The sequence below is a fragment of the Ruegeria sp. AH3 genome (genome assembly GCF_056536265.1).
Genome location: NZ_JBQFJL010000002.1, coordinates 707031 through 728596, shown reverse-complemented (window position 1 = coordinate 728596; position 21566 = coordinate 707031). Strand labels below are relative to the sequence as shown.

Sequence of the window (21566 nt, the reverse complement as noted above, 5' to 3'; positions counted from 1 at the left end):
AAGAGTTATGGTAAAAGAATCACAAACCCGCTTCGTCTCTCCCAAGGCCTGGAACCGCATCGAGCAGTGGTCCCGGCGCAAGCCTGTGTTTGCACTTATGGGTGAGTTCAGCGCAGGCAAATCCACGCTGATGAATTTTCTTTTGCGTAAGCAAGCCTTGCCGACGCAGGTTACAGCGACGCAGCTGCCGCCGATCTGGTTCAGTTGGGGTAATCGACCGGCATATATAAAACGCCACGATGGCAGCACGCAGACGATCGAACTGGATCAGCTTGAACAGGTCGGCGTCAATGACGCGCAATTTGTACGGATTTTTCTTGAGGCCGACATTCTTGAGGCCGTCGACCTGATCGACACGCCCGGTATTTCGGATCCGAAAATCTCGACCGATGTGTGGCAGCGTGCCGTTGGACAGGCCAATGGCGTCCTGTGGTGTACTCATTCGACACAAGCTTGGCGTGAAACTGAGCGCGCCACGTGGGTGTCCCTGCCAGAACGTTTGCAGCATAAATCGCTGTTGTTGGTGACCCGAGCGGACGCGCTGAACCAAAAGGATCGCCAGAAAGTCCTGCGCCGCGTGAACCGCGAAGCCGGGCATCTGTTCAATCGCACAATCCTGTTCTCTGCCCGCGACGCTATTCTGGCCCGTGACAAGACCGGCGATGCCGAGCTTTGGTCACGCAGCGGTGGCGGCAAGATGGTGGACAGCTTCCTTGAGATCACGGAACAGATCATGGACAACCGTGCCGACATGCTGGCGCGTTACCAGATCGACAAATCTCTGCCAGATGCGCAGAAAGTGCAGCCTTTGCGCCCGGCTGGGAAAGAGGAAGAGGCACCGCTCAAGCTTGTTGATCCGGTAGATCAGCCTGTGGATGAAGTGGATGTAGTCACCAGCTTCCCGGTGCGCCCCGTACGGGTGGAACGCCGCTCGGACGAGGCTGAACGTCCCCGCATCGATGCGGGCGAAGCAGAGCGCATGCGGGCCGAAATGGAAGCTGAAGCAGAACCGGCCGAGGAAGATCTGCGCGCCCTCTTCGCTGAAAAAGAAGAGGAACTGCTTGATCTCAACCTACTGGCAAATCCCGTTACCGATGTCGATGAGTTCGACTTCGTCGAAGACGACGATGAACAAGATGACGCCGAGGCAGAGCTGATCGTTCTGGGCCCCGATGCCGACGAACGGGAAACGCAGGAGACGGTGGTAGAGGGCCAAGAAGGCGCAGATGACCAGCAGCGCTCTGAGGATGACATCGCAACCTCAGTGTCTTCGATCACTGCACTGCTTGCTGAACAGGACGAAGCGCAGGACGAAGACTATGAGCCAGAGCCGGAGTCAAATGCACTGACGTCGGTACGCGTTGTTGCCGTGAACGCTGAGCTATCGGATGCGGAAATCGACGAAGCTGAAGAGGCCACTCCGTCCGCGGACAGCGCGATGAACGCTTCGCCAGGCACACAACCCAGCGCGTTTGCGATGTGGAATGAAATTGTCGCGAGCGAGACACTGCCGGATGATGCAAAAGGCCTGCAAAGCGCCTTTGCCGCCTTCCTGACCGAGTTCGATCAGATCGCCCGCGAACACAGCGCGCGCAAGGACAAAGAGGTGTTGCGCGCTGTTCCCAAACACACCGACAGTGGCGGAGCGGAATGGCATGCGGTTTGATCCGAACCTGATTTCAAGACACGAAGGCAGGTGACGATATGTCGATTGAGCTTGCTTTGAGTTCGGCCATCGAGACGATACCCGACTGCGTTGCAGCCGGGTATGTCGATATGGAAACCGGGATGTTGTTGGGGACCAGCGCCGAAGATTCTGACAGCGCAGATGCACTGGATCATTTGGCACTTGCGGTGGCGAACCTGTTCCAAGGGCGGGGCGTCAAAGGGTTCGAGGAGCTGTTGCGGACAGCTCAGATTGACGACGTTGAGCATCCGGGATTTGGGGAAATCGCGGTGTTTTCTGAAGATCGTCTGCACATCTTTCTCAGGACGCAGAAATATCCTGATCATGTGGTGTGCTACATCTGTCGCAACAATACGAACGTGGGACTTGCACTTACGAAATCACATCTCAGCCTCGGGCCGGTAGCGGCGGCGGTTTAGACGGGACCAGAGGGGGTCACGGTATGATGGATAGCGAAATTCTGGAACTGCTCGAAGACATCGGGCGTTCGTCGGTGGCTCGTTTGTCGCCGGTGACCTTTCTTGCGGGTGACAATGCCAAGTCTCGCAGGCAGCAGGTTCTGGGCACAATCAGACGTACGATCCTGCCTCGGCGGATCGAATTTACTGCTGCGGATGGCGCGGTATTGGCCATCGAGGTCAACAGCTCGCGGATCACCGAAGTTTTCACCTGCGCCTCGGGGCCTGTGCCGGATTTCGGAACCGAAACTCGTGAAGATCTGACGGAACGACTGGCCCAGTTGGTGACGGACATATCGACGGCCACTGGCCCGCTGGAGATGGTGTCGCTGCGCCCTGATACCGCGCTTGAGGCGGACGATGTCGGTATCACCTTCTCTGAGATTGAAGCCGCCTGCGATAAAATCGACATCTCTGATGAGCCTCGCATGTCAGTCGTGCCTGACCCCGAGCCCGATACCGATCAGCAGCCTGAATCCGACATAGCGATGCAGTTTTACACGGGATCTGAGCGGTTTGCTCTTGGGCGAGTCCTGATCGGAGATGCTGAGGAGCACTCTTTCGATGGCATCTGCGCGCCGGATCAACCTGCACATCCCGGAACCGATCTGCTATCCCGCTTCGCGCGTGATCTTGCCGGATGGAATGCAGATGGATCTGATGTCCTGTCACAACCGCAACTGATCGTCATGCGCCCGTCAGGCGGTCAGGGTGCAGGTCTTGCTGTACTAAGCGACGGTCAACAGACCGCCGCTGCCGTCCATGATGCCCGCAAGTTGGGGGCCGTTGTAAACCTTTGGAAGTCCTTGAAAACCGCCGTCGAATGACCGCGTTCCTGCCAAATAGTGTCCATTTTGCAAAACTAAATCTAAAATACGAGTTACCAGGGTAAATCTAATGAGTGAACTGAATCGTCGCGAACTTATTCGCATAGCCGAAGACATGAATGAGGTGAGCAATGACGAGACCCGTCAATTCATCTCGCGGATCATCGACGATCTGTCGAACCTGAAGCCGTCGATTGCCTTTGTCGGTCAGATCAAGGCAGGAAAGTCGCGCCTGATCAACGGCTTCACCGGTCAGGCCGAATATCTGCCTTCGGATGTGAACCCCTGGACCACCGTGATCACCGACATGCATTTCGGCCATCCCTCGGGTCGGACCTCGGGCGCCGAGTTCCATTTCTTTGACAACCGCCAATGGCAGGCTCTGATTGCCGAAGGCGAAGAGCTGCGCAACATGTTCCCGGATGAAGAGGACAGCTATAAGCGCGAGATGATCGAAGAGCAGGTCGAAGCGATGAAAACCCGCGCTAAGCTGCGTTTGGGCGAAAGCTATAAGCACCTGCTGGGCGAGCATCACGATCTGGACGAGCTGACCTCGGATGATCTTGCTCGCTATGTGTGCGCGGGGGATGATCCAACCGAAGAAGGTGGCCACGACCCGGGCTCGGACCGGGGTCTGTACAGCGATATCACCCGTAAGGCCGAGGTCTATTTCGACATTGGCCATTTCCCGTATCCGGTCACCGTGACCGACACGCCGGGCGTTAATGATCCCTTGCTGATCCGTGAAGAGATTTCGCGCCAGTATCTCAAGGAATCTGATTTCTTCGTGGTCGTCCTGTCCGCGCATCAGGCCCTTTCGCGGGCAGATCTGAAACTGTTCCGCCTGATGCAGGCGTTGGAATTGGGTCAGATCGTGGTGTTTATCAACCGTGTGGATGAACTGGGCGGTGGTGCCGACGATGCCTCGAAAGTTCGCGCCGACGTGATGGACGGGCTGGAACAGGCACTTGGAAACTCGGATATCGATGTGCTGATGGGCAGTGCCCAGTGGGCACATTACGCGCTGACCGGGGATGAGACCGGCATTGATCACGATGAGATTCTGGCTTGGCTGCGAGCGCATCCAGAGCAGATGAAGCAATATCTGTCGGGTGTGGAAGAGATCAAGCAAGGCCCCGGCCCTATCAGCCGCGAGGGCGTATTGCGTTTTGCAGCCATGATCGCCTCGGGGCTGCCCGACTTGCGCCGGCATGTCACTACGGCGCTGACCGAAGGGCCTCGCCAGGAACAAATGCACATGGCGTGGCAGCACTTGAACAGTTTTGCGCAGGGCGAGCTGGAGCGCAGCACCGCCCATCTGCGCGCGATCGAGGCGCAGGACGAACCGGATACCGCAGATGCGGATGAAAACAATCAGACGCTGGCCGAACTGCGCGCGATGGTTGCCGAAAAGACCGAGGCGATCACCAATGACATGGATAACGTGTTGGCCAATCTGCGAGGCGTGATGGATGACACTGTGGCCGAGGCGGTCTCGATTGTCGTTCGCGGTCCCGACGGGCAATCGCCTCTGCTGGCCAAGGATGGCGAGACCGAGCTGAACTTTACCCCTCTGCGCGAACGGATGCGGGAGCTGGTGCAGGGTGCAACGCAGGTCGTGCGCCAGCGGATGCTGAGCGAGCTTTATGCTGTCGACATGCAAAGCAACGCGGCCTTGCGTGCCCTGCCCGGTTGGCAGGAACCAGTGGATAATCGTATGAACACCAGCGCTGTCCGGTGGTTCCGCCCGGATACCAGCGCCCTGACCCGGGGTATTACGGTAGAGCTACGTGTCACGTGGCTGTCCCGCCTGATCTCGCGCCGTAGTGTTCTGAACCGGGCCGAGCGGATGATTGTGCAGGAATTTGAGATGATCGGCGACGATCTTGTGGACACCGCCCGTAGCGATCTGACAGAACGGTTGCAAACTGTTCTGGATCACTATCTGGCGCTGCTGGCCGGACATCTGGAACACCGGAGCGGCAGCGGCACAAATGCGCGCGCCGAAGCGCAACGAGCCGTCGATCAGGCGCGCCGCATTACGGATGAGCTGGGATCGGTGCATGGAACCGCACCCGTAGACACACGACAGGCAGAGGCTGCAGAATGATTGAATTCCCCGGAACCGAGCAGGAAGTGCGCCAGTTGGAGCGCTTTTTGACCGTCACCGAAAAGCAGCCTACCTCGTCTGAGCTGGACGAGATGCGTGCTCGCGCTCTGGCCCATGCCGAGCGGCTGTCGAATGCGGTGTCGATCGGGTTTGCCGGGGAGTTTGGCGCAGGGAAGTCCAGCCTCGCCAATATGCTGGCCGGTGCGGACATCCTGCCGACGGGGCCGCAGCATCTGAAACTGCCTTTGGTCATAGTGGCCTATGCAGAGGTCCCGGAAACCACTGTCGGATGGTGGGACAAGGAGCCCAAAATCTATTCAGGGATCGCTTTGGAAAAAGCTGCGGCCGACAATCCGGACTTCATTTCGGTTGGGTTGAACACCCCTGCCCTGCAGGAAATCTCATTGTTTGATCTGCCCGGTGCGGGTGCATTGGACGACACCTATAAGCCAACCTTGGATCTTTTAAGATATGTGGATTGCGCGATCTGGTGCACCAACGGTACGAATGCGTGGCGCGAAACCGAGCGTCACTTGTGGTCGAAGGTTCCACAAAAATTGCGCGATAACAGCCTGTTGGCCATTACACACGCCGATCTTCCCCCTGTTCGCGATGCATTGGACCGGGTCGTTGGGCGCCTGAACAAGGAAAAAGACGGCCTGTTTCGTGCTGTTGTGCCGATTGGAACCCCTGTGGCCGTACGCGCGATGGAGTGCGAGCCCGAGCCTGATTTTGAGCTTTGGGAATCCTGCGGTGGACAAAATCTGGCCGAGCAGGTGCTTCAAATCGCTTTGGATCATCGTCAGCATGATCTGGACGCGGCGCGCAAGGATTTGGCGCAGGAATTCCTGCCTTATCTGGATCAGTTGAAAGGTGAGGATCCCGAGACCCTCAGTACGGAAAGCCACGCGGTTCACGCCAGCCTGGAATCCGCCCTACCCCCTCTGGACAACCCCATTCTCGAGGACTGGCTGGCTGCGATTGCGAGCATCTATGGCGATCTGCGCGAAAGCTCTGAAATCGAACCCGCGGCCTTCCTTCAAAGCTGTCAGGAGATCGTCGAGGATTTTGCAGAACGGTTGGAGTCCGGTCAGGAAATCGACCCAGAGGCTGACTGGATTCCAGTAGAATTCGAAAAGGCAACGGATTTGCTTCTACTACTGCAATTCGAGAGCGGCGATGCACCTCTGAAGGACGCAATCAGCATCCTCGCACAGCTCAGCGACAACCTCGCCTGGGCTGGAAGCACGGTTGCGTCTGCGCCACCCAGAACTGGCACCTAAGAATTTCCCGCTAAAATTGAGCCGCAATGCGGCGATTCGAGACTGCAAGAATCAATCCGTTATTGTTTCGAATTCGTGGACCAAACAGCGAATTCTGGAAGATAGACTTCAGATTTTTCCACCGCATATTACAATATATAGTGTTCACTAGCAATTTAGGCACAAAATAAGCTGTTTGCAATTTTTTGATCCTTAGTGAAGCCATCAGGCGGCCCCAATAAAGTCAAATTTGAAACGTCTAACCGTCTCAAGTGTCCTGCGGTTGTGTTTGGTTGTGAGTTCGCGGGCTGAAGCCCTGGTTATCCATACCGCAACAATGAGTAATATGGGCGGGAAGATATGAGCCACAACCAGGCTGTCGGCGCAACGCACGACGAACCTCAGATCGAAGGATTGCAACCGGGCGCAAAGCTGCTGCGGGGTCAGTATGAAATCCTCCGTTTCCTCAGCAACGGTGGGTTTGGAATTACCTATCTTGCACGCGATAGCCTGGACCGGGATGTGGTCATCAAGGAATGCTATCCGGGTGCGCTCTGCCAACGGAATGGTGACTTGGTTGAGCCCGCCAATCCCGATCACAAGGACGACTTGCGTGCGATCATCGACCTGTTCATTCAGGAAGCCCGCAATCATGCCCGGCTGGTCCATCCCAACATCGTTGATGTGCACCAGGTATTTGAGGACAACAACACCGCCTATATCGCGATGGATCTGATCCGGGGTTGCGATCTGCTGGATTATGTCGAGAACCCTGAAAACAAAAGCGGCCCTGACTTCATTGTTCAGGTCACTGAGAAGATGCTGTCGGCGGTCTCGTTCATCCATCAAAGCGGCATGCTGCATCGAGATATCTCGCCGGACAATATCCTGATCGATGAAAACGGCGAACCGATCCTGATCGACTTTGGTGCGGCACGCGAACAGGCGGCCAACAAGTCGGCGGCATTGCTGACCTTGCGGGTGATCAAGGATGGATATTCGCCGCATGAATTCTATGTGCGCGGCGCGGAACAAGGTCCCAGCAGCGACCTTTATGTGTTGGCTGCCACGCTCTATCACGCAATCAGTGGTGAGCGCCCGATTGATGGCCAGACCCGCCTGAACGCCTTCAACAACGGACAAGACGATCCTTACGAACCTCTGGCCGGGCGTTTCAAAGGTTATCCTGATGGGTTCCTCGAAGCGATCGACAAAGCGATGGAAGTCCACACCACTGATCGCCTGCAATCCGCTCTGGATTGGTTGCGGATGTTCCGAGGTCCGGGCGTCATGTTCGATACTTTTGCCTATCGGCCGGTCTCGGTCATTGTGGGTATGGATCGTCTGGATGAGCAGGCAGAAAAGGAACGCATTAAGGCCGAAAGCGAAAACGCCGAAGCCGTTGTGACCGCTCTGCTGGCTGGAAACGCGGATCTGACACTTGGCAACGAAGAGAAGTCCGAAGACGAGCTGGCACAGTTTTCGCCGCAGGAGCAGAACGTCGCCGCCGTTGATACCGTGGTCAAAAGCGGTTCGGGTGGCAGCGGCAAGATGATTGCAGGGGTTGCGGTCGTTGTCGCGGCTCTTGCCGCCGGAGGATATTTCGTGATGTCGGGCAATCAATCGACGCCCGAGGCAACCCCAGCAACAGCGCAGGCACCGGCCACTCTGGCGCCTGTTGATGCTGAACCGGAACCGGTCGAGCAGACCGCCGAAGCCACGACAGAGCCGCAACAGGCCGAACCCGCTTTGGCATCGGAACCACAACCTACGCCAGAACAACCTGTCGAGCAGACACAGGCCGCGTTGGAGGATCCGGTTGTTACTGAGGTTCCAACTGAGGAAACGCCTCCAATTGCTACTGAGGAAGTGGCGCCTGACGCGGCGGCGGCCGAACCTGCCAAGGTTGCAGAGGCTCCGACCACTGCGGTGAATCTGGTGCAGGATCAGATTGCATTCGGGCATTGGGACGTCGAAGTTCCGTTCTCAATGTCTAAACGCCGCAGTTCCACCGGCAACGTCATTGCAATCAATGGCGTGGACGAGGGTCAGGATATGTCGGTGATCGGTGATTGGGTTCAGCGTGGTGCTACGATCTTTACGCTGAACGGTGAGCCTGTTCGGGCAGATGCCTCGCTCGCGGGACAGATTCTGGACAATTTCTCGGTCGATCCCGACGGCTATATTCGTGTCGCCGCGCGTTATCGCCCGCTGGGTCAGACCCGGGCGCAAAACGGGTTACTGGCTTTGCCCGCTTACCGGATGTTTGGCTTGCAAAATGGGTACGCATTCGATGTTCGGCATGCGGGGGACGCCGGTTGGCAAACCGTTGTAGCCGCTGTCCCGGCCGAAGCAGCTGGTGAATTGCAGGCTGGTGACATTCTGCTGCGTGAGGCTCAGACCGGCGTCGCGATCGACGGCCCCGAAAGTCTGGATGCCGTTCTTGCCCAGCTTGTGTCTGAAAACCAACCCGATGCGCGCCTGAGTGTTCTGCGCAACGGCGGCGAAAGCTCGGCGGTCATGCCGCTGGCACAGGAGTAATTCAAACCGGTTCATTGTGAAAATCGCCAGCGTGTGTGTGCTGAGGGTGGCGCATCATCGTCACCCCGTCGGGAACCGGCCCGGCGCGAAGTTACAAGTTTCCATGTTTCCCATTCATCAGTGCCCCTGTGCGTGATGCACGGCGGTTTGTAGCAGCCCCGCGGGACGAAACCCGTGTCAGAATTCAAGAAGGTGTCGACACCATGTTCAAATATAAAAGCCCTCTCAGCCGGCTTCTCGAAGGTGCCGGAAAACCTAAAGAAGAAGAAAACGTAGAACCCGAAGCGGTACAGGAGGACAAGCCTGAACCGATCGCGGATTTCAACGCTCTGCGCGCTGCGCTGGGTGGCGGCAATATGGCGACGGAGAGCTACGAAGACTCAGACGAGTTGATCCCCGAAGAGGCGATGCCCGAATTCGATGAGGATGCATCCACGGTCGAAACTGTAGAGATCGAAGAAGAACTTGCCGCACCGGAAGAGGTCGAAGAAGAAGAACCGATCGTTACCCTTCATCTCAGCGCGGAAGATGCAGTTCAGGCTGTCGAAGAGATCGAAGAGGAAAATATCATGGCCGCGGTTGTCGAAGAGACCGCACCGTCTGAGCCTGAAGAAACGCCCGAGCTGCAGCCGGAAGCTGAAGCGGAGCCGGAGGTTGTGGCAGAGGAGCCCCAACCTGCCCCGGAACCCACCCCAGCGCCTGTCATTGAAGCTCCGGTCGCGGCCCCTGCCCCGGTCGAAGATCGCCGGTCGCGCGTAAAGACCACATTCCTGGGTTTTGAACGAGCAGACACGCATGTTCAGGAACTGATCGAAACCGCCGAACCTGTTGCCAAGACGGAAACTGCGCAGCAGACTTTCCCCGTCGGCTGGCTCGTCATCACAGCCGGTCCTGGCCGTGGGTCGTGCATTACCCTTACCGAAGGTCTGATGCAGATTGGCCGGAACGACGATCAGGCCATTCAACTGGATTTCGGAGATACCGGTATCTCGCGCAGCAACCATGCTGTGATCGCCTATGATCCCGAGGACCGGAAATGCTATCTGGGACATGGTGGCAAAGCGAACCTCGTGCGGCTGAACGGTAAGCCGGTTCTCAGCACTGTTGCTCTGTCCAGCGGCGATTTGATCCGTATCAGCGAAACTTCGATCCGCTTTGCCGCCTTCTGCGATGATGGCTTTGACTGGCGGGATGCTGATTGATGCTGGCGACCCCTGCATATGACATTGCTCTGATCCTGGACCAGGGTCAGCGCGACACGCAGGAAGACGCGATTGCCGCGCGGGTCTTTGATACGGCCAATGCAGGTTATGTCGTGATCGCTGACGGTATGGGCGGGCACGACGCGGGCGAGGTTGCATCCGAACTTGTAATCTCGGCCTGGCAAGAGGCGCTGGACGCGCAGCTTGAACGCAATGACGTGACTGAGGGCGCTCTGCTCGACGCCCTGCCCATGGCAGCCATACAGGCGAATGCCGAGGTGGCGAGCCATGGCGAAACCTCCGGGGCCCGGCTGGGATCAACCTTGCTGGGAACCTTGCTGGTGAACCAGAACCTGTTCTGGATTTCGATCGGCGATAGCCCTCTCTATCTGTTTCGTGACGAGACTCTGTCGCAGATCAACGAGGACCACTCGATGGCGCCTGAGATCGATGCGAAGCTGGCGCAAGGTCTGCTGAGCGCGGAAGAAGCGCAGGGTCATCCTGACCGCAACCAGCTGACCTCGGTCATCATGGGGGCCGCTATTCCAAAGGTGGATTGCCCCGAAAAGCCGCTGGCGCTTAGCGCGGCAGATATTCTGATCCTTGGGAGCGATGGGCTTCAATATCTCAGCAATGCCGAGATCGAAGAACTTCTGCGTCAGCACAAGCATTCCCCGGCACGTGACATCGCGGATGCGCTTCTACAGGCGCTGCATACCAAGGCGGATCCGGATCAGGACAATATCTCAATCGCCGTGGTCAAACCGGCGCAGAACTAAACAAGGCAGGGATACAGGACAACATGAGAACCCATCTGATCATATCCAGTCTGGCTCTTGCGGCCGCAACAGGGGCGGCCTCCGCGCAAGAAGCCTGTTCGACCTACGAGATCCAGCGTGGCGACAGCCTGCGAGAACTGGCGATTAAGGTCTACGCCACCGAAGATTACCGGTTTATCTATGATGTGAATCGCGATGTCATCGGTCCTAACCCGAATATCATTCGTGTTGGCGACATTCTGGCCTTCCCTTGCCTGGAAGATATCGGCCGCGCCCCTGAATTGCCGGATACCGAAGCGGGCCGCATGGCAGCGGAAATGGCATCGGAACTGGTCAAGGCCGCAGAAGAGCGTGCTGCAAAAGCGATCGCCGAGGCCGAGGCCCGCGTCGCCGCAGCTGAGGCCGAGGCCAAAAAGGCTAGCGAAGATGCAGTCCTCGCGGCCAAAGTAGAAGCCAAGAAAGAGATCGAGGCTGCCCGCGCCGAGGGTGCTGCGCTGATCCGCAATGCGGATGGTGGTGAACGTCCCGAAATCCGCGATCGTCAACTTCTGCTGATCACCGGGGGTAACTACGCACCCTTCACCGATGAGGCACTGCCGAACCGGGGTCTCTATACCGATCTGGTCGAAACCGCGATGCTGCGGGCCGCGCCGGAACAGCCCTACAAGATTCAGTTCGTCAACGATTGGTCATCGCATCTGGACCTGCTGATGCCGACCCTCGCGTTCGATGCGACCTTCCCGTGGTCGCGCCCGAATTGCGAAGAAGCTGAGGCCTTGTCCGAAAGTGATCGAACCCGCTGCGAGACCTACAATTTCTCGAACCCTTTCTATGAAGTGGTCGATACATTCTTCGCAAAGGCTGGTTCGGGCTATGAGGAAACTCTGACTTATTCAGATTTCGTCGACGCCACGATCTGCCGACCCGAGGGATGGTCCCTGTCGCATATGGATGCGGTCGGCCTTTATGAGCCTGCGATCAAGTTGATACGCCCGGTCTCACCTGATGACTGTTTCCACGCGGTGATGGATGGTTCGGCCGATATCGTTGCGGTCGAAGCCCATCTGGCCGTCGAGGCCATTGGGCGACTGGGCTATGAGCATCAGATCATCGAAAACCCCAATCTGGCGGCAATCAAGTCGCTTAACGTCATGACCCACAAAGATAATCCAGATGGAGAAGCGATCCTCGAAACGCTGAACCAAGGTCTGGCGATCATGCAGCAATCAGGCGAGTGGCGCGACATCGTTTCAACCGCCCTGCGCCATCAAATGGAAAATGGTTAAGGCCCCAATTGGCCTGGCAAAACAAAAGTCTGGAGGAAGTGGACATGTTTAACAAGAAACTAAAGAAAGCAGTACTGTCGGCAACAGCCCTCACCGCGCTGAGCGCAGGTGCAGCTGCCGCGCAAGAGGCCTGCTCTAACTATACCGTTCAGGATGGTGATACACTGGCAACCATCGCCATTGCCGCCTATGGCACCTCGAACTATCAGCCGATTTTCAATGCGAACCGCAACGCGATCACCAATCCAGGTTCGCTTGAAAATGGCTTGGTTCTGGCTTTGCCCTGTGAGGATGGCAGCCTGCCAAACGGCCAGAGCGCGCAGGAACTGATTGCTGCTGAAGAAAAGCGTGCAGCGAGTGTCAAACGCTCGAATGTTTATGCACCGCCGATCAAGATGGTTGCGGGCAACGGCTGGGAGCCGTTCACGACTGAAGCCCTGAACGGTGGTGGCATCATGACTCGCCTGGCTACAACAAGCCTTCAGCGTGCAGGCAATAGCCGCGACTTCTCGGTCAGCTTCGTAGATGACTGGAGTTCGCATCTGGACACACTATTGCCACTGGGTGCATTTGATATTTCGATCGCGTGGACTGTACCGGATTGTACCAACCGCTCCTATGAGTGGTCTGCAGAAACCGAAGCCCGGTGTACTCAATTTGTCGCTTCAGTTCCGGTATATGACATCGTTGGTGGCTTCTTCACTTTGCCTGAAAGCGAATACGCAAAGGCGACGGATTTCTCCGACCTTGAGGGCTCGACCGTTTGCCGCATGGCAGGCTGGAGCATGGTGGTGCTGGAAGAACAAGGTCTGAACCGCGAGAATACAACTGTTGTTCAGCCCAATTCGGCCCGAGAATGCCTTGATGCGGTATTGACCGGAACTGCAGATGTGGCGGCGTTCGAGGTCGACCTGTTCGCGTCGACAATGAAAGACATGGGTTTGACTTCGGCTGACATCGTTGAAAATCCGTATGTATCCACTCTGTCGTCGATGAGCTTCCTCGCGCATCGCACCAATCCGTTCGCACGTGAATACATCGCGATGATGAACAAGGGTCTGATTGAGATGCGTGAATCCGGCGAATGGTACGCAATTATCTCGGACACGCTGCGCGAACAGAACGAAAAGCTGAACGCGGCGTCCAACTAATCCCTCGGTCGAAAAGACCAAATTTGGGCTGGTCTCGGGACCGGCCCTTTTTTTGTTGTGCGACCGGGTTTCACTTCTACGTCGGGAGCGCATACGGTCGCGAAACAAGGTATGCACCTTTTTGTATAGTCATAATATATATGAATGCTTCTTTTAGCGCATAAAAAGCGCCTCGCTACGGGAATCCCCCAATATTCAGCTCGAGTATTTCGCGTAGTGTGGATTTAACAGCACCGGTGAGGCGTCAGCCCCACCACTCACTCAGAAAAGGGTTGGCTATGGGGGCCAACCCTTTTCTTATTGGAGCAACGAAAAAACCGGCCCAGAAGGGCCGGCTTGATCATTCATCAACAAATTTGAGGCGGCGATCAGCCGATCAGTGCATTCAGTGTTGCACTGGGGCGCATTACAGCCGCTGTTTTGGTTGGGTCGGTATGATAATAACCTCCCAAGTCTGCCGCCGCACCTTGGGCTGCTGCCAGCTCAGACAAGATTTGCCCTTCCTTGTCAGCCAGTTCCTTTGCCAAAGGCGCAAACTCAGCTGCCAGATCTGCATCATCTGACTGCGAAGCCAAAGCCTCGGCCCAATAGCGTGCGAACCAGTAGTGGCTGTCGCGGTTGTCCGGCTGACCGACTTTGCGGCTGGGCGACTTGTTGTTGTCCAGAATTCCTTGCGTTGCAGCCTCGGCAGCGGTTCCCAGAACACCAGCTTTGGCGTTACCTTTGCTGTCTGCCAAGAAGTTCAGGGATTCCCCCAGCGCGCAGAACTCACCCATCGAGTCCCAGCGCAGGTGGTTTTCCTCAACCAACTGCTGAACATGTTTCGGGGCCGAGCCACCGGCACCGGTTTCGAACAGGCCACCGCCATTCATCAGTTTGACGATGGACAGCATCTTGGCCGAGGTGCCCAGCTCCAGAATCGGGAACAGATCGGTCAGATAATCCCGCAACACGTTACCGGTGATAGCGATGCTGTCGTTCCCTGCAGTGATGGTTTCCAACGACTGACGGGTCGCTTCACGCGGTGCCATGGTCAGGAACTTGTCGGCTACGCCAGCAGCTTCCAGCGCCGGTTTGACGTATTTGATCAGCTCAGCATCATGGGCGCGGTTCGCGTCCAGCCAGAAGATCGCCTCAGAGCCCGTCAAACGCTGACGATCCATCGCCAGCTGAATCCAGTTCTCGATCGGTGCCTTCTTCACGGTGCAGGCGCGCCAGATATCACCCTTTTCCACCGCATGCTCATGCAATGTCTCACCATTGGCCAGAACAATGCGGATGGTGCCGTCCGCGGGCGCTTCAAATGTGGTCGGGTGCGAGCCATATTCTTCTGCCTTTTGCGCCATCAGGCCAACGTTGGCGACGGCACCGGCAGTGGCTGGGTTCAGCGCACCATTGGCTTTGAAGAAGTTGATCGCCTCGTCATACACCGGCGCGTAGCAACGGTCAGGGATGACGCAGTTGGTATCACCCTTGGAACCGGTCTCGTCCCAGCCTTTGCCACCCGCGCGGATCACGGCGGGCATTGAGGCATCAATGATGACATCAGACGGCACGTGCAGGTTGGTGATGCCCTTGTCGCTGTCGACCATATACATCGACGGACGGTCACCTTTCAGCGCGTCAATGGCGGCCACGATATCCGCATTGTCCTTCACACGTTCCAGCAGGTCGCCCAGACCCGAGTTGGGGTTCACACCCAGCGCGTCCAGCTCTGCGCCGAATTTCTCGAACACCGGGGCCAGCCATGCCTTGACCGCGTAACCGAAGATAATCGGGTCAGAGACCTTCATCATGGTCGCCTTCATATGCAGCGAGAACATGGTACCGTCGCTCTTGGTGTCCTCGATGGCATCTGCCAGGAAGGATGACAGCGCCTTTACCGACATAAAGGTTGCGTCGGCCACGGTGCCTTCAGCCAAAGGCCAGCCGTCTTTCAGAACGGTGACGTTGCCATCATTGCCAACAAATTCGATCTTCGCATCGCCTGCTTGCCCGGCTGTGATGGTGGCTGATTTCTCATTCGCATAGAAATCATTGCCGGACATCGACGATACTTTTGTCTTGCTGTCCGAAGCCCACTCACCCATCGAGTGTGGGTTCTTCTGGGCGTAGTTCTTCACTGCACGCGCCGCGCGGCGGTCAGAGTTCCCCTCGCGCAGAACAGGGTTCACGGCTGAGCCCTTGATGGCGTCGTAACGCGCACGGATCGCCTTTTCCTCATCGCTTGAGGGTTCTTCTGGATAGTTGGGGATGTCATAGCCCTGCGATTGCAGTTCTTCGATGGCAGCCACCAGCTGCGGGACCGAGGCCGAGATGTTTGGCAGTTTGATCACGTTGGCGTCGGGTGTCTTCACCAGTTCACCCAGAGCAGCCAGATCATCAGTGATTCGCTGTTCGTCAGTCAGGTTTTCCGGGAAGGTGGCTATGATGCGCCCAGCCAGAGAAATATCCTTGGTTCCGACGCTGACACCCGCAGCGGATGCGAACTTGCGGATGATGGGCAGGAACGATGCGCTCGCCAGTTCCGGCGCTTCGTCTACAATGGTATACAATATATCGAAGTTCGATTTTTCTGCCATATTCCCTTACCTTTTTTAAAGCCTTTCGGGGCGTGCGATCCAAGAGTGTGTGCCAACGCTCAATACTGGCACCGAGCCGTAACGAGGCGGTGACGCCCCACGGATGACTCTGATTTGACAGGGCCTCCCATAAATCAGGATTGGATTGGGATCAATCGTGTTTGGGCGCGCAAATTGACACGGTTTGGCGAAATGCCGATTTCAAAGGAACCCGTTTAACCGGCTCTGACCTTTAATAACCGACTGCAACAATCAACGTACGCCCGCCTCATCAGAAGGATTGAAAGTCGCCGACAGCTTTAGCGGTCTCTGAAACCAACGGTACGATTAACCTTGTCTTGACCGGAACCCGAGACCAGCGAGGAGTTGTGATGTTCAGCGTAATTCTGCCTGCAGCACGTGCGAACCTGTTCATTGCTTGCTCAAACCTGTTTGCCTGAATTAAACGCCCGTTGTTCGTGGTTTGGGGGATAGATATAGTTAGCCCGCAGGTCAGGCCGCGTATAAGATCAGAATGTTCGGCTTCGGGCGCGTATTACTTATCATTGGTTGGGGGCCAACTTTAGTGAGTATGAAAAATCAGCCAAATGCGTCGCAGCGCCATGAACTGCGAAAGGTGATGGGTCAGGGGCGAAGCTTTCTGGCGCTGGCCTTTTTGTTCAGCGTTTTTGTCAATCTTCTGATGCTGACTGGCCCTCTGTTTATGTTGCAGGTGTATGACCGCGTTTTGGGATCGCGCTCGGTCGAGACATTGTCGGCGTTGTTCTTATTGGTCGCCCTGCTCTACGGCTTGATGGCCATGCTCGACTATGCGCGCGGGCGCATCGTTGCCCGGTTCGGGGCGCGGTTTCAGTCTTCGCTGGATGAACGGGTCTTCGAAGGAACGATGCGACGGGCACTGTTTCCGCAATTCCGCTCGGCCCCTGCGACTGCCCTGCGTGATCTTGAATCGATCCGGTCCCTCTGTGCATCACCTGTGCTGCTGGCCGTGATGGATTTGCCCTGGACGCCGATCTTTGTCGCCGCGATTTTCTTGTTCCACCCGCTTCTGGGATGGTTGGCTGTCGGCGGCGGTACGCTTCTCATAGTGATCGCCATGCTGAACCAAATGCTGACCCACCGGAAGGTCGCCGAAGCACAGAGTGCGTCGGCTAAGGCAAATGCGTTCTCCGAGCACGCGCGACAAGCGGCCGAAGTTGTCCGTTCGCAAGGTATGCAGGAGGACGTGGCGCGTCGCTGGATGAAACAGCGATCCGAAGCGTTGTCTCAATCGATTTCAGCCAGCGACTGGACAGGCAGCTTTACCTCGCTGACCAAATCTCTGCGGCTATTCCTGCAGTCTGCGATGCTCGCTTTGGGGGCATTGCTTGTTCTGCGCAATGAGATGACGCCGGGTGCAATGATTGCAGGGACCATTCTTCTGGGTCGCGCACTTGCCCCCGTGGAAATGGCTGTCGGGCAATGGTCGATGATCGAACGGGCGCGCACCGCCTGGATCAACCTGAACAAATTTCTGGATGCCACACCGCCCGAGGCGTCGCGTACGAAGCTGCCGGTGCCCAAGGCGCATCTTGTGTCCAAGAGTCTGACGGTGGTGCCACCCGGCGCCAAAATTCCCACTTTGCGGAATGCGAACCTGAACCTCGAACCGGGAAAAGCTCTGGGCGTGATCGGTAAAAGCGGTTCGGGCAAGACAACACTTGCAAAAGCTCTGCTTGGATTGTGGATGCCTGCCGCAGGTGAAATACGTTTGGCCGGAGCCACTTTGGATCAGTACGACCCGGATGATCTGGGGCGCCACATTGGGTATCTGCCACAGGAAGTCACATTGTTTAACGGCACCGTCGCCGAAAATATCGCACGGATGTCACAAACTCCGGACCCAGAGGCTGTGGTTGCTGCGGCCAAAACCGCAAATGCGCATGAGCTTATTCTGAGCCTCGAGAAAGGGTATGATACCTTTCTGGAAGGCAATGACAGCCAGCTTTCAGGTGGCCAGAAACAGCGTATCGCCCTTGCACGTGCGCTTTATGGAAATCCAGTGTTGCTGATTCTGGACGAGCCGAACTCAGCCCTTGATGCAGATGGTACGCTTGCGCTGAACAACGCCGTGCGTGAGTTCAAGGCCGCGGGTAAGTCCGTCATCATCATGACACACAGGCCGCAAGCGATTTCGGAATGTGATGATCTGGTGGTCGTCGAAAAAGGCCAGATCGTGAAATCTGGCAAGCGCGATGAGGTGCTCAGCACGATGGTGCAGAATGCCAATGTTATCAAACGGCATCTGAACAAGGTGGGTGAGTAATGTTCAAGAAGGGTGAAAAGACGGCGTGGAGCATCACGGCACCCGCTCTGGTCGGGCTGTTGGCACTGGCCATTCTTGTTCTGGGACTAGGCGTTTGGAGCATCCGGACTCAACTGGCGGGCGCGATCATCTCGCAAGGGGTGGTTGAAGTCCAAAGCAACCGCCAGGTGATCGAACACCCCGACGGTGGGGTGGTTGGCGAGATTTTTGTGCGCGATGGCGACGACGTCGCGCGCGGGCAACTGCTGTTGCGTCTCGATGACACGTTTCTTGCGTCCGAGAAGACGATCGTTGAGTCACAGCTGTTTGAGCTTATGGCGCGCAAAACGAGGCTGGAATCAGAACGAGATGGTGTAGACGCTTCTGAACTTGATGCCCGTCTCGGTGAGCTTCAGGCGCAGGAGCATATCGGAGAGGACCTTCTAGCGGGCCAGCAGCGCCTGTTCGATGCGCGTCTGGACACGCTCACTCAGCAGATTGACCAGTTGGGTAAGCAGAAGATTCAGATCGAAGATGAAATCGAAGGTATACAGGCGCAATTGGCTGCATTGCGCACGCAGGTTGTGCTGATCACCAATGAGTTGAGAGATCAGGAAGGGTTGCTGCAACGCGGCCTGACACAGGCCAGCCGCGTCTCGGCGCTGCAGCGGGAAGAGGCCAGTTTGAACGGTGAAATCGGACAGCTGGAATCCACGATTGCACGCCTGAACGGACAAATCTCCACTACCGAGATCCAGATTGTTCAGCTGAAAGCAACCCGTCGGGAAGAAGCAATTGCCGAGCTTCGGGATGTCCAATCCCGGGTTGTGGAACTTGCCGAACGCCGTTTGTCATTGACCGAAAGATTGTCTCGTCTGGATATTCGAGCACCGGTGGCAGGCACCGTTTACGATAGTCAGGTCTTTGCCATCCAGTCGGTCATTCAGCCTGCAGAGCCCATGATGTACGTTGTTCCGCAGGATACGCCCTTGCTCGTGGCCGCACGCGTTGATGCATTGCACGTCGATCAGTTGCACCGCGGGCAGGAGGTCGCCCTGCGCTTTCCTGCCTTCAACCAGCGCGAAACGCCCGAGCTTGACGGTCATGTAATCAACGTGTCCGCAGATACATTCACCGATGAAACGACCGGCTTTACCTTCTACCGCGCCGAGGTGGAGCCCGATGACGGACAACTTGAACGCCTGAACGGTCAGGAGTTGCTGCCCGGTATGCCGGTTGAGGCGATGATCAAGACAGATGAGCGTACCCCCCTGTCCTATCTGATCAAACCGCTCGCGGACTACTTCTATCGCGCGTTCAGGGAATAAGCCTTAGGGGGCCTCAATATTGCCGAGCAGGATTGATGTCATGTCGGCGGTGAATGCTCCGTCGACAATGGTGATATCCGTTCCTGTAGTGTAGTCGACATTGTTTCTGGTGATCCCTGACAGGTCCTGATCCGCCTCCAGAAACACCCACTCCGGTTCGTGCGGAGAGGGCAGGCCGACGACAGTTTGCAGAATGACCAAAGCGTCCAGTGCACTCACCTTTCCATCCTGCGTGACATCAGCCGCTATAAGGTTCTGAGGTGTCGCTGGCCCCCAGGTTGGGTCCAGCCCGACCGCGATGCGCAGCACCTGAAGCGCATCAAGGGCGGTGATATCATTGCTCGCGTTCGAGTAGGATTTGACGATATCCAGCTTGCCGGAAAAGGTGCCATCGGGGACATCCAGATCGAATACGCCCTGCTCATCCGCTTGTGCCACGACGGTTGCGCCGCCGTCAGGAGTGAACCTGATTTCCGCATCGGTCAATGCCGGGTTCTGGCTGCTTGAATCAATGGTAACCGGGCCGGAAACCCCATCAGATGCATTGTTGTCCGGCCCGCTGCCAAGATTTGTTGGGATATGATCTGGACCGTCAAAGCCGGTGCCAAAGATATCTGTACTGGTTAGTGAGGTGCCTTGCGCAGAAAGTACCTCAATCGTTTCATCACGATATGTAATCCGCGCGCCTTGCGCGGTCATGGTAAAACTCAATTGCGCCGGGGAGCGTAGAAATGAATAGTCGGTCAGATCAAGCCGATCATTCCCGGCCTCAAAGTCTGTGATGGTTGTGGTACCGCTGCTTTCGCGCAGCACGAAGATATCTGCGCCCGTCCCACCCGTCATGGTGGTTGCGCTGGTGCCCGTGATCAGAATGTCATCCCCTGCCCCGCCGTTCAGATTGGTATCCAGGAGCCCGCCTTTCAGCATATCATCCCCGGCAGTACCGCTGAGCGACCCAAACCCTTGATCGATAACACCCAGATTTGCGACAGAAACACTTAACTGCGTGAGGCCCGGGTCCTGTTGTGAGGCTGCAAAAATCTGCAGCTCGTCTCCGATATGCGCAACGCCTAGCGTTTCGACATTCTGCAACCCGCTTGCGGCCGTGTCTTCGAAACTGTCCATATGGATCAGCTGACCATCCGGGGTCATTGTAAACAAGGTAATGCCGTCATCCCCACCCCCGGCGACGACAAAGACGCGGCCATCAACTTCGATCACCGAAAGGTCCTGCACCGATGCAAATCGCGTATGCAATGTATCAAGCACGTGATCGGTTGCGTTGAGCGTTCCGTTACCGCTCAGGTTCATGACGCTAATGGAATTGCTGTCCGCGCCCGCGACAACAATCCAGGACTTGCCGTATGCCTGCACCGCCTCAATCGCAGTCGGCGCGCCGATACCCAACGTTTGAAGGCTGGCGGCCCCATCCGTGAGGGTCAGAGCCCCCGTGTTGGGATCTACGGCAAAGCTTCTGATCGTGCTGCTTGCCGTATCCACCGTGAGTATGAAGTGGTTTCCACCCGATTGCGCGGCCTGCATCGCGTCCGCGCGACCCGAGGTCAGACTCGTCAGGGTCAGAGACCCATCTCCGTTCACGCGATAGGTGCCAATCTGGGCGCTATCCGTGTGCGCAAGGGTCAGAAAACTGTCAGCCCCGATCGCGGATTGCGCCACGGCCGAGATATCGCCTCCGCCCGAAAGCCCCACGGTTTCTTGCAGCGCACCGACGGTCCCATCGGTGTTCAGATCATACCCGACCAGCCCCGCAGCGGTATCCACATCCAATACCAACCGGGTCTCGGTACCCAAAGTAACAAGTGCTCCGCCGCGCCCGACCTGCTGTGCGATGGAAGCCCCAAAATATTCCTGATCCTGCAATACCGGAGCAGCCGTATCTGTCAGGTGCCACGAGGCAATCCCCCCCTGCAGCCCGGTCGCACTATAGAGATACGTTTCGCCGTTAAACGTTTTTAAAGCCAGATCGCCGATACCTGAATCGAGCGCTGCGGTCCCCGTTGCAACCACTCTGTCGAACTGAAGCATCATCGTTGTTTGCCCCCAATGCC

General features: G+C 56.8%; 14 protein-coding genes. 12 read left to right on the top strand and 2 right to left on the bottom strand.

Going from position 1 to position 21566, the window contains the following annotated elements:
- The first annotated feature begins 7 nt into the window (after window positions 1-7).
- The 10 genes from ACR3EM_RS20845 to ACR3EM_RS20800 all read left to right on the top strand — a co-directional run bounded on the left by ACR3EM_RS20845 (window position 8) and on the right by ACR3EM_RS20800 (window position 13303).
- Window positions 8-1666: a dynamin family protein gene (locus ACR3EM_RS20845; RefSeq protein WP_480472767.1), complete on the top strand. Its 1659-nt coding sequence runs from the start codon at window positions 8-10 to the stop codon at window positions 1664-1666.
- A gap of 38 nt (window positions 1667-1704) precedes the next feature.
- On the top strand, window positions 1705-2106 hold the full coding sequence (locus tag ACR3EM_RS20840; RefSeq protein ID WP_480472765.1) for a hypothetical protein: 402 nt from the start codon (window positions 1705-1707) through the stop codon (window positions 2104-2106).
- A gap of 23 nt (window positions 2107-2129) precedes the next feature.
- Entirely contained in the window at window positions 2130-2972 is an 843-nt protein-coding gene (locus ACR3EM_RS20835) for a hypothetical protein (protein WP_480472763.1), read from the top strand.
- Window positions 2973-3042: 70 nt separating this feature from the next.
- The gene (locus ACR3EM_RS20830; RefSeq protein ID WP_480472761.1) at window positions 3043-5082 is read left to right on the top strand and encodes a dynamin family protein; all 2040 of its coding nucleotides are present in this window, start codon (window positions 3043-3045) and stop codon (window positions 5080-5082) included.
- Complete coding sequence (locus tag ACR3EM_RS20825; protein WP_480472759.1) at window positions 5079-6365, top strand: dynamin family protein; 1287 nt, start codon at window positions 5079-5081, stop codon at window positions 6363-6365. Before ACR3EM_RS20830 ends, ACR3EM_RS20825 begins: the two co-directional genes overlap by 4 nt.
- Window positions 6366-6704: 339 nt before the next feature.
- Window positions 6705-8885, top strand: a complete 2181-nt coding sequence (locus ACR3EM_RS20820; protein ID WP_480472757.1) for a serine/threonine-protein kinase — start codon at window positions 6705-6707, stop codon at window positions 8883-8885.
- Window positions 8886-9088: 203 nt separating this feature from the next.
- Window positions 9089-10087 (top strand): FHA domain-containing protein, encoded by a 999-nt coding sequence (locus ACR3EM_RS20815; protein WP_480472755.1) that lies wholly within the window; start codon window positions 9089-9091, stop codon window positions 10085-10087.
- On the top strand, window positions 10087-10866 hold the full coding sequence (locus ACR3EM_RS20810; RefSeq protein ID WP_480472753.1) for a PP2C family protein-serine/threonine phosphatase: 780 nt from the start codon (window positions 10087-10089) through the stop codon (window positions 10864-10866). Before ACR3EM_RS20815 ends, ACR3EM_RS20810 begins: the two co-directional genes overlap by 1 nt.
- A 23-nt stretch (window positions 10867-10889) precedes the next feature.
- Window positions 10890-12152 carry a substrate-binding periplasmic protein gene (locus ACR3EM_RS20805; RefSeq protein WP_480472751.1) on the top strand — a complete coding sequence of 421 codons (1263 nt, stop codon included), beginning with the start codon at window positions 10890-10892 and terminating at the stop codon, window positions 12150-12152.
- A 44-nt stretch (window positions 12153-12196) separates the two neighbouring features.
- Window positions 12197-13303 (top strand): peptidoglycan-binding protein LysM, encoded by a 1107-nt coding sequence (locus ACR3EM_RS20800; protein ID WP_480472749.1) that lies wholly within the window; start codon window positions 12197-12199, stop codon window positions 13301-13303.
- A gap of 368 nt (window positions 13304-13671) precedes the next feature.
- Here the strand turns inward: ACR3EM_RS20800 and ACR3EM_RS20795 are convergent, their stop codons facing one another.
- On the bottom strand, window positions 13672-15885 hold the full coding sequence (locus tag ACR3EM_RS20795; RefSeq protein ID WP_480472747.1) for an NADP-dependent isocitrate dehydrogenase: 2214 nt from the start codon (window positions 15883-15885) through the stop codon (window positions 13672-13674).
- Between the two features lie 571 nt (window positions 15886-16456).
- On the opposite strand from ACR3EM_RS20795, the gene ACR3EM_RS20790 reads away from it, so the two are divergent.
- Together ACR3EM_RS20790 and ACR3EM_RS20785 are read left to right on the top strand one after the other, a co-directional pair.
- Window positions 16457-18190 (top strand): type I secretion system permease/ATPase, encoded by a 1734-nt coding sequence (locus ACR3EM_RS20790; protein WP_480472745.1) that lies wholly within the window; start codon window positions 16457-16459, stop codon window positions 18188-18190.
- The gene (locus ACR3EM_RS20785; protein WP_480472743.1) at window positions 18190-19497 is read left to right on the top strand and encodes an HlyD family type I secretion periplasmic adaptor subunit; all 1308 of its coding nucleotides are present in this window, start codon (window positions 18190-18192) and stop codon (window positions 19495-19497) included. Before ACR3EM_RS20790 ends, ACR3EM_RS20785 begins: the two co-directional genes overlap by 1 nt.
- Before the next feature lie 3 nt (window positions 19498-19500).
- On the opposite strand, the gene ACR3EM_RS20780 is transcribed toward ACR3EM_RS20785, so the two are convergent.
- Window positions 19501-21546, bottom strand: coding sequence for a dockerin type I domain-containing protein (locus ACR3EM_RS20780; protein WP_480472741.1), 2046 nt, complete (start codon window positions 21544-21546; stop codon window positions 19501-19503).
- Window positions 21547-21566: the final 20 nt, after the last annotated feature.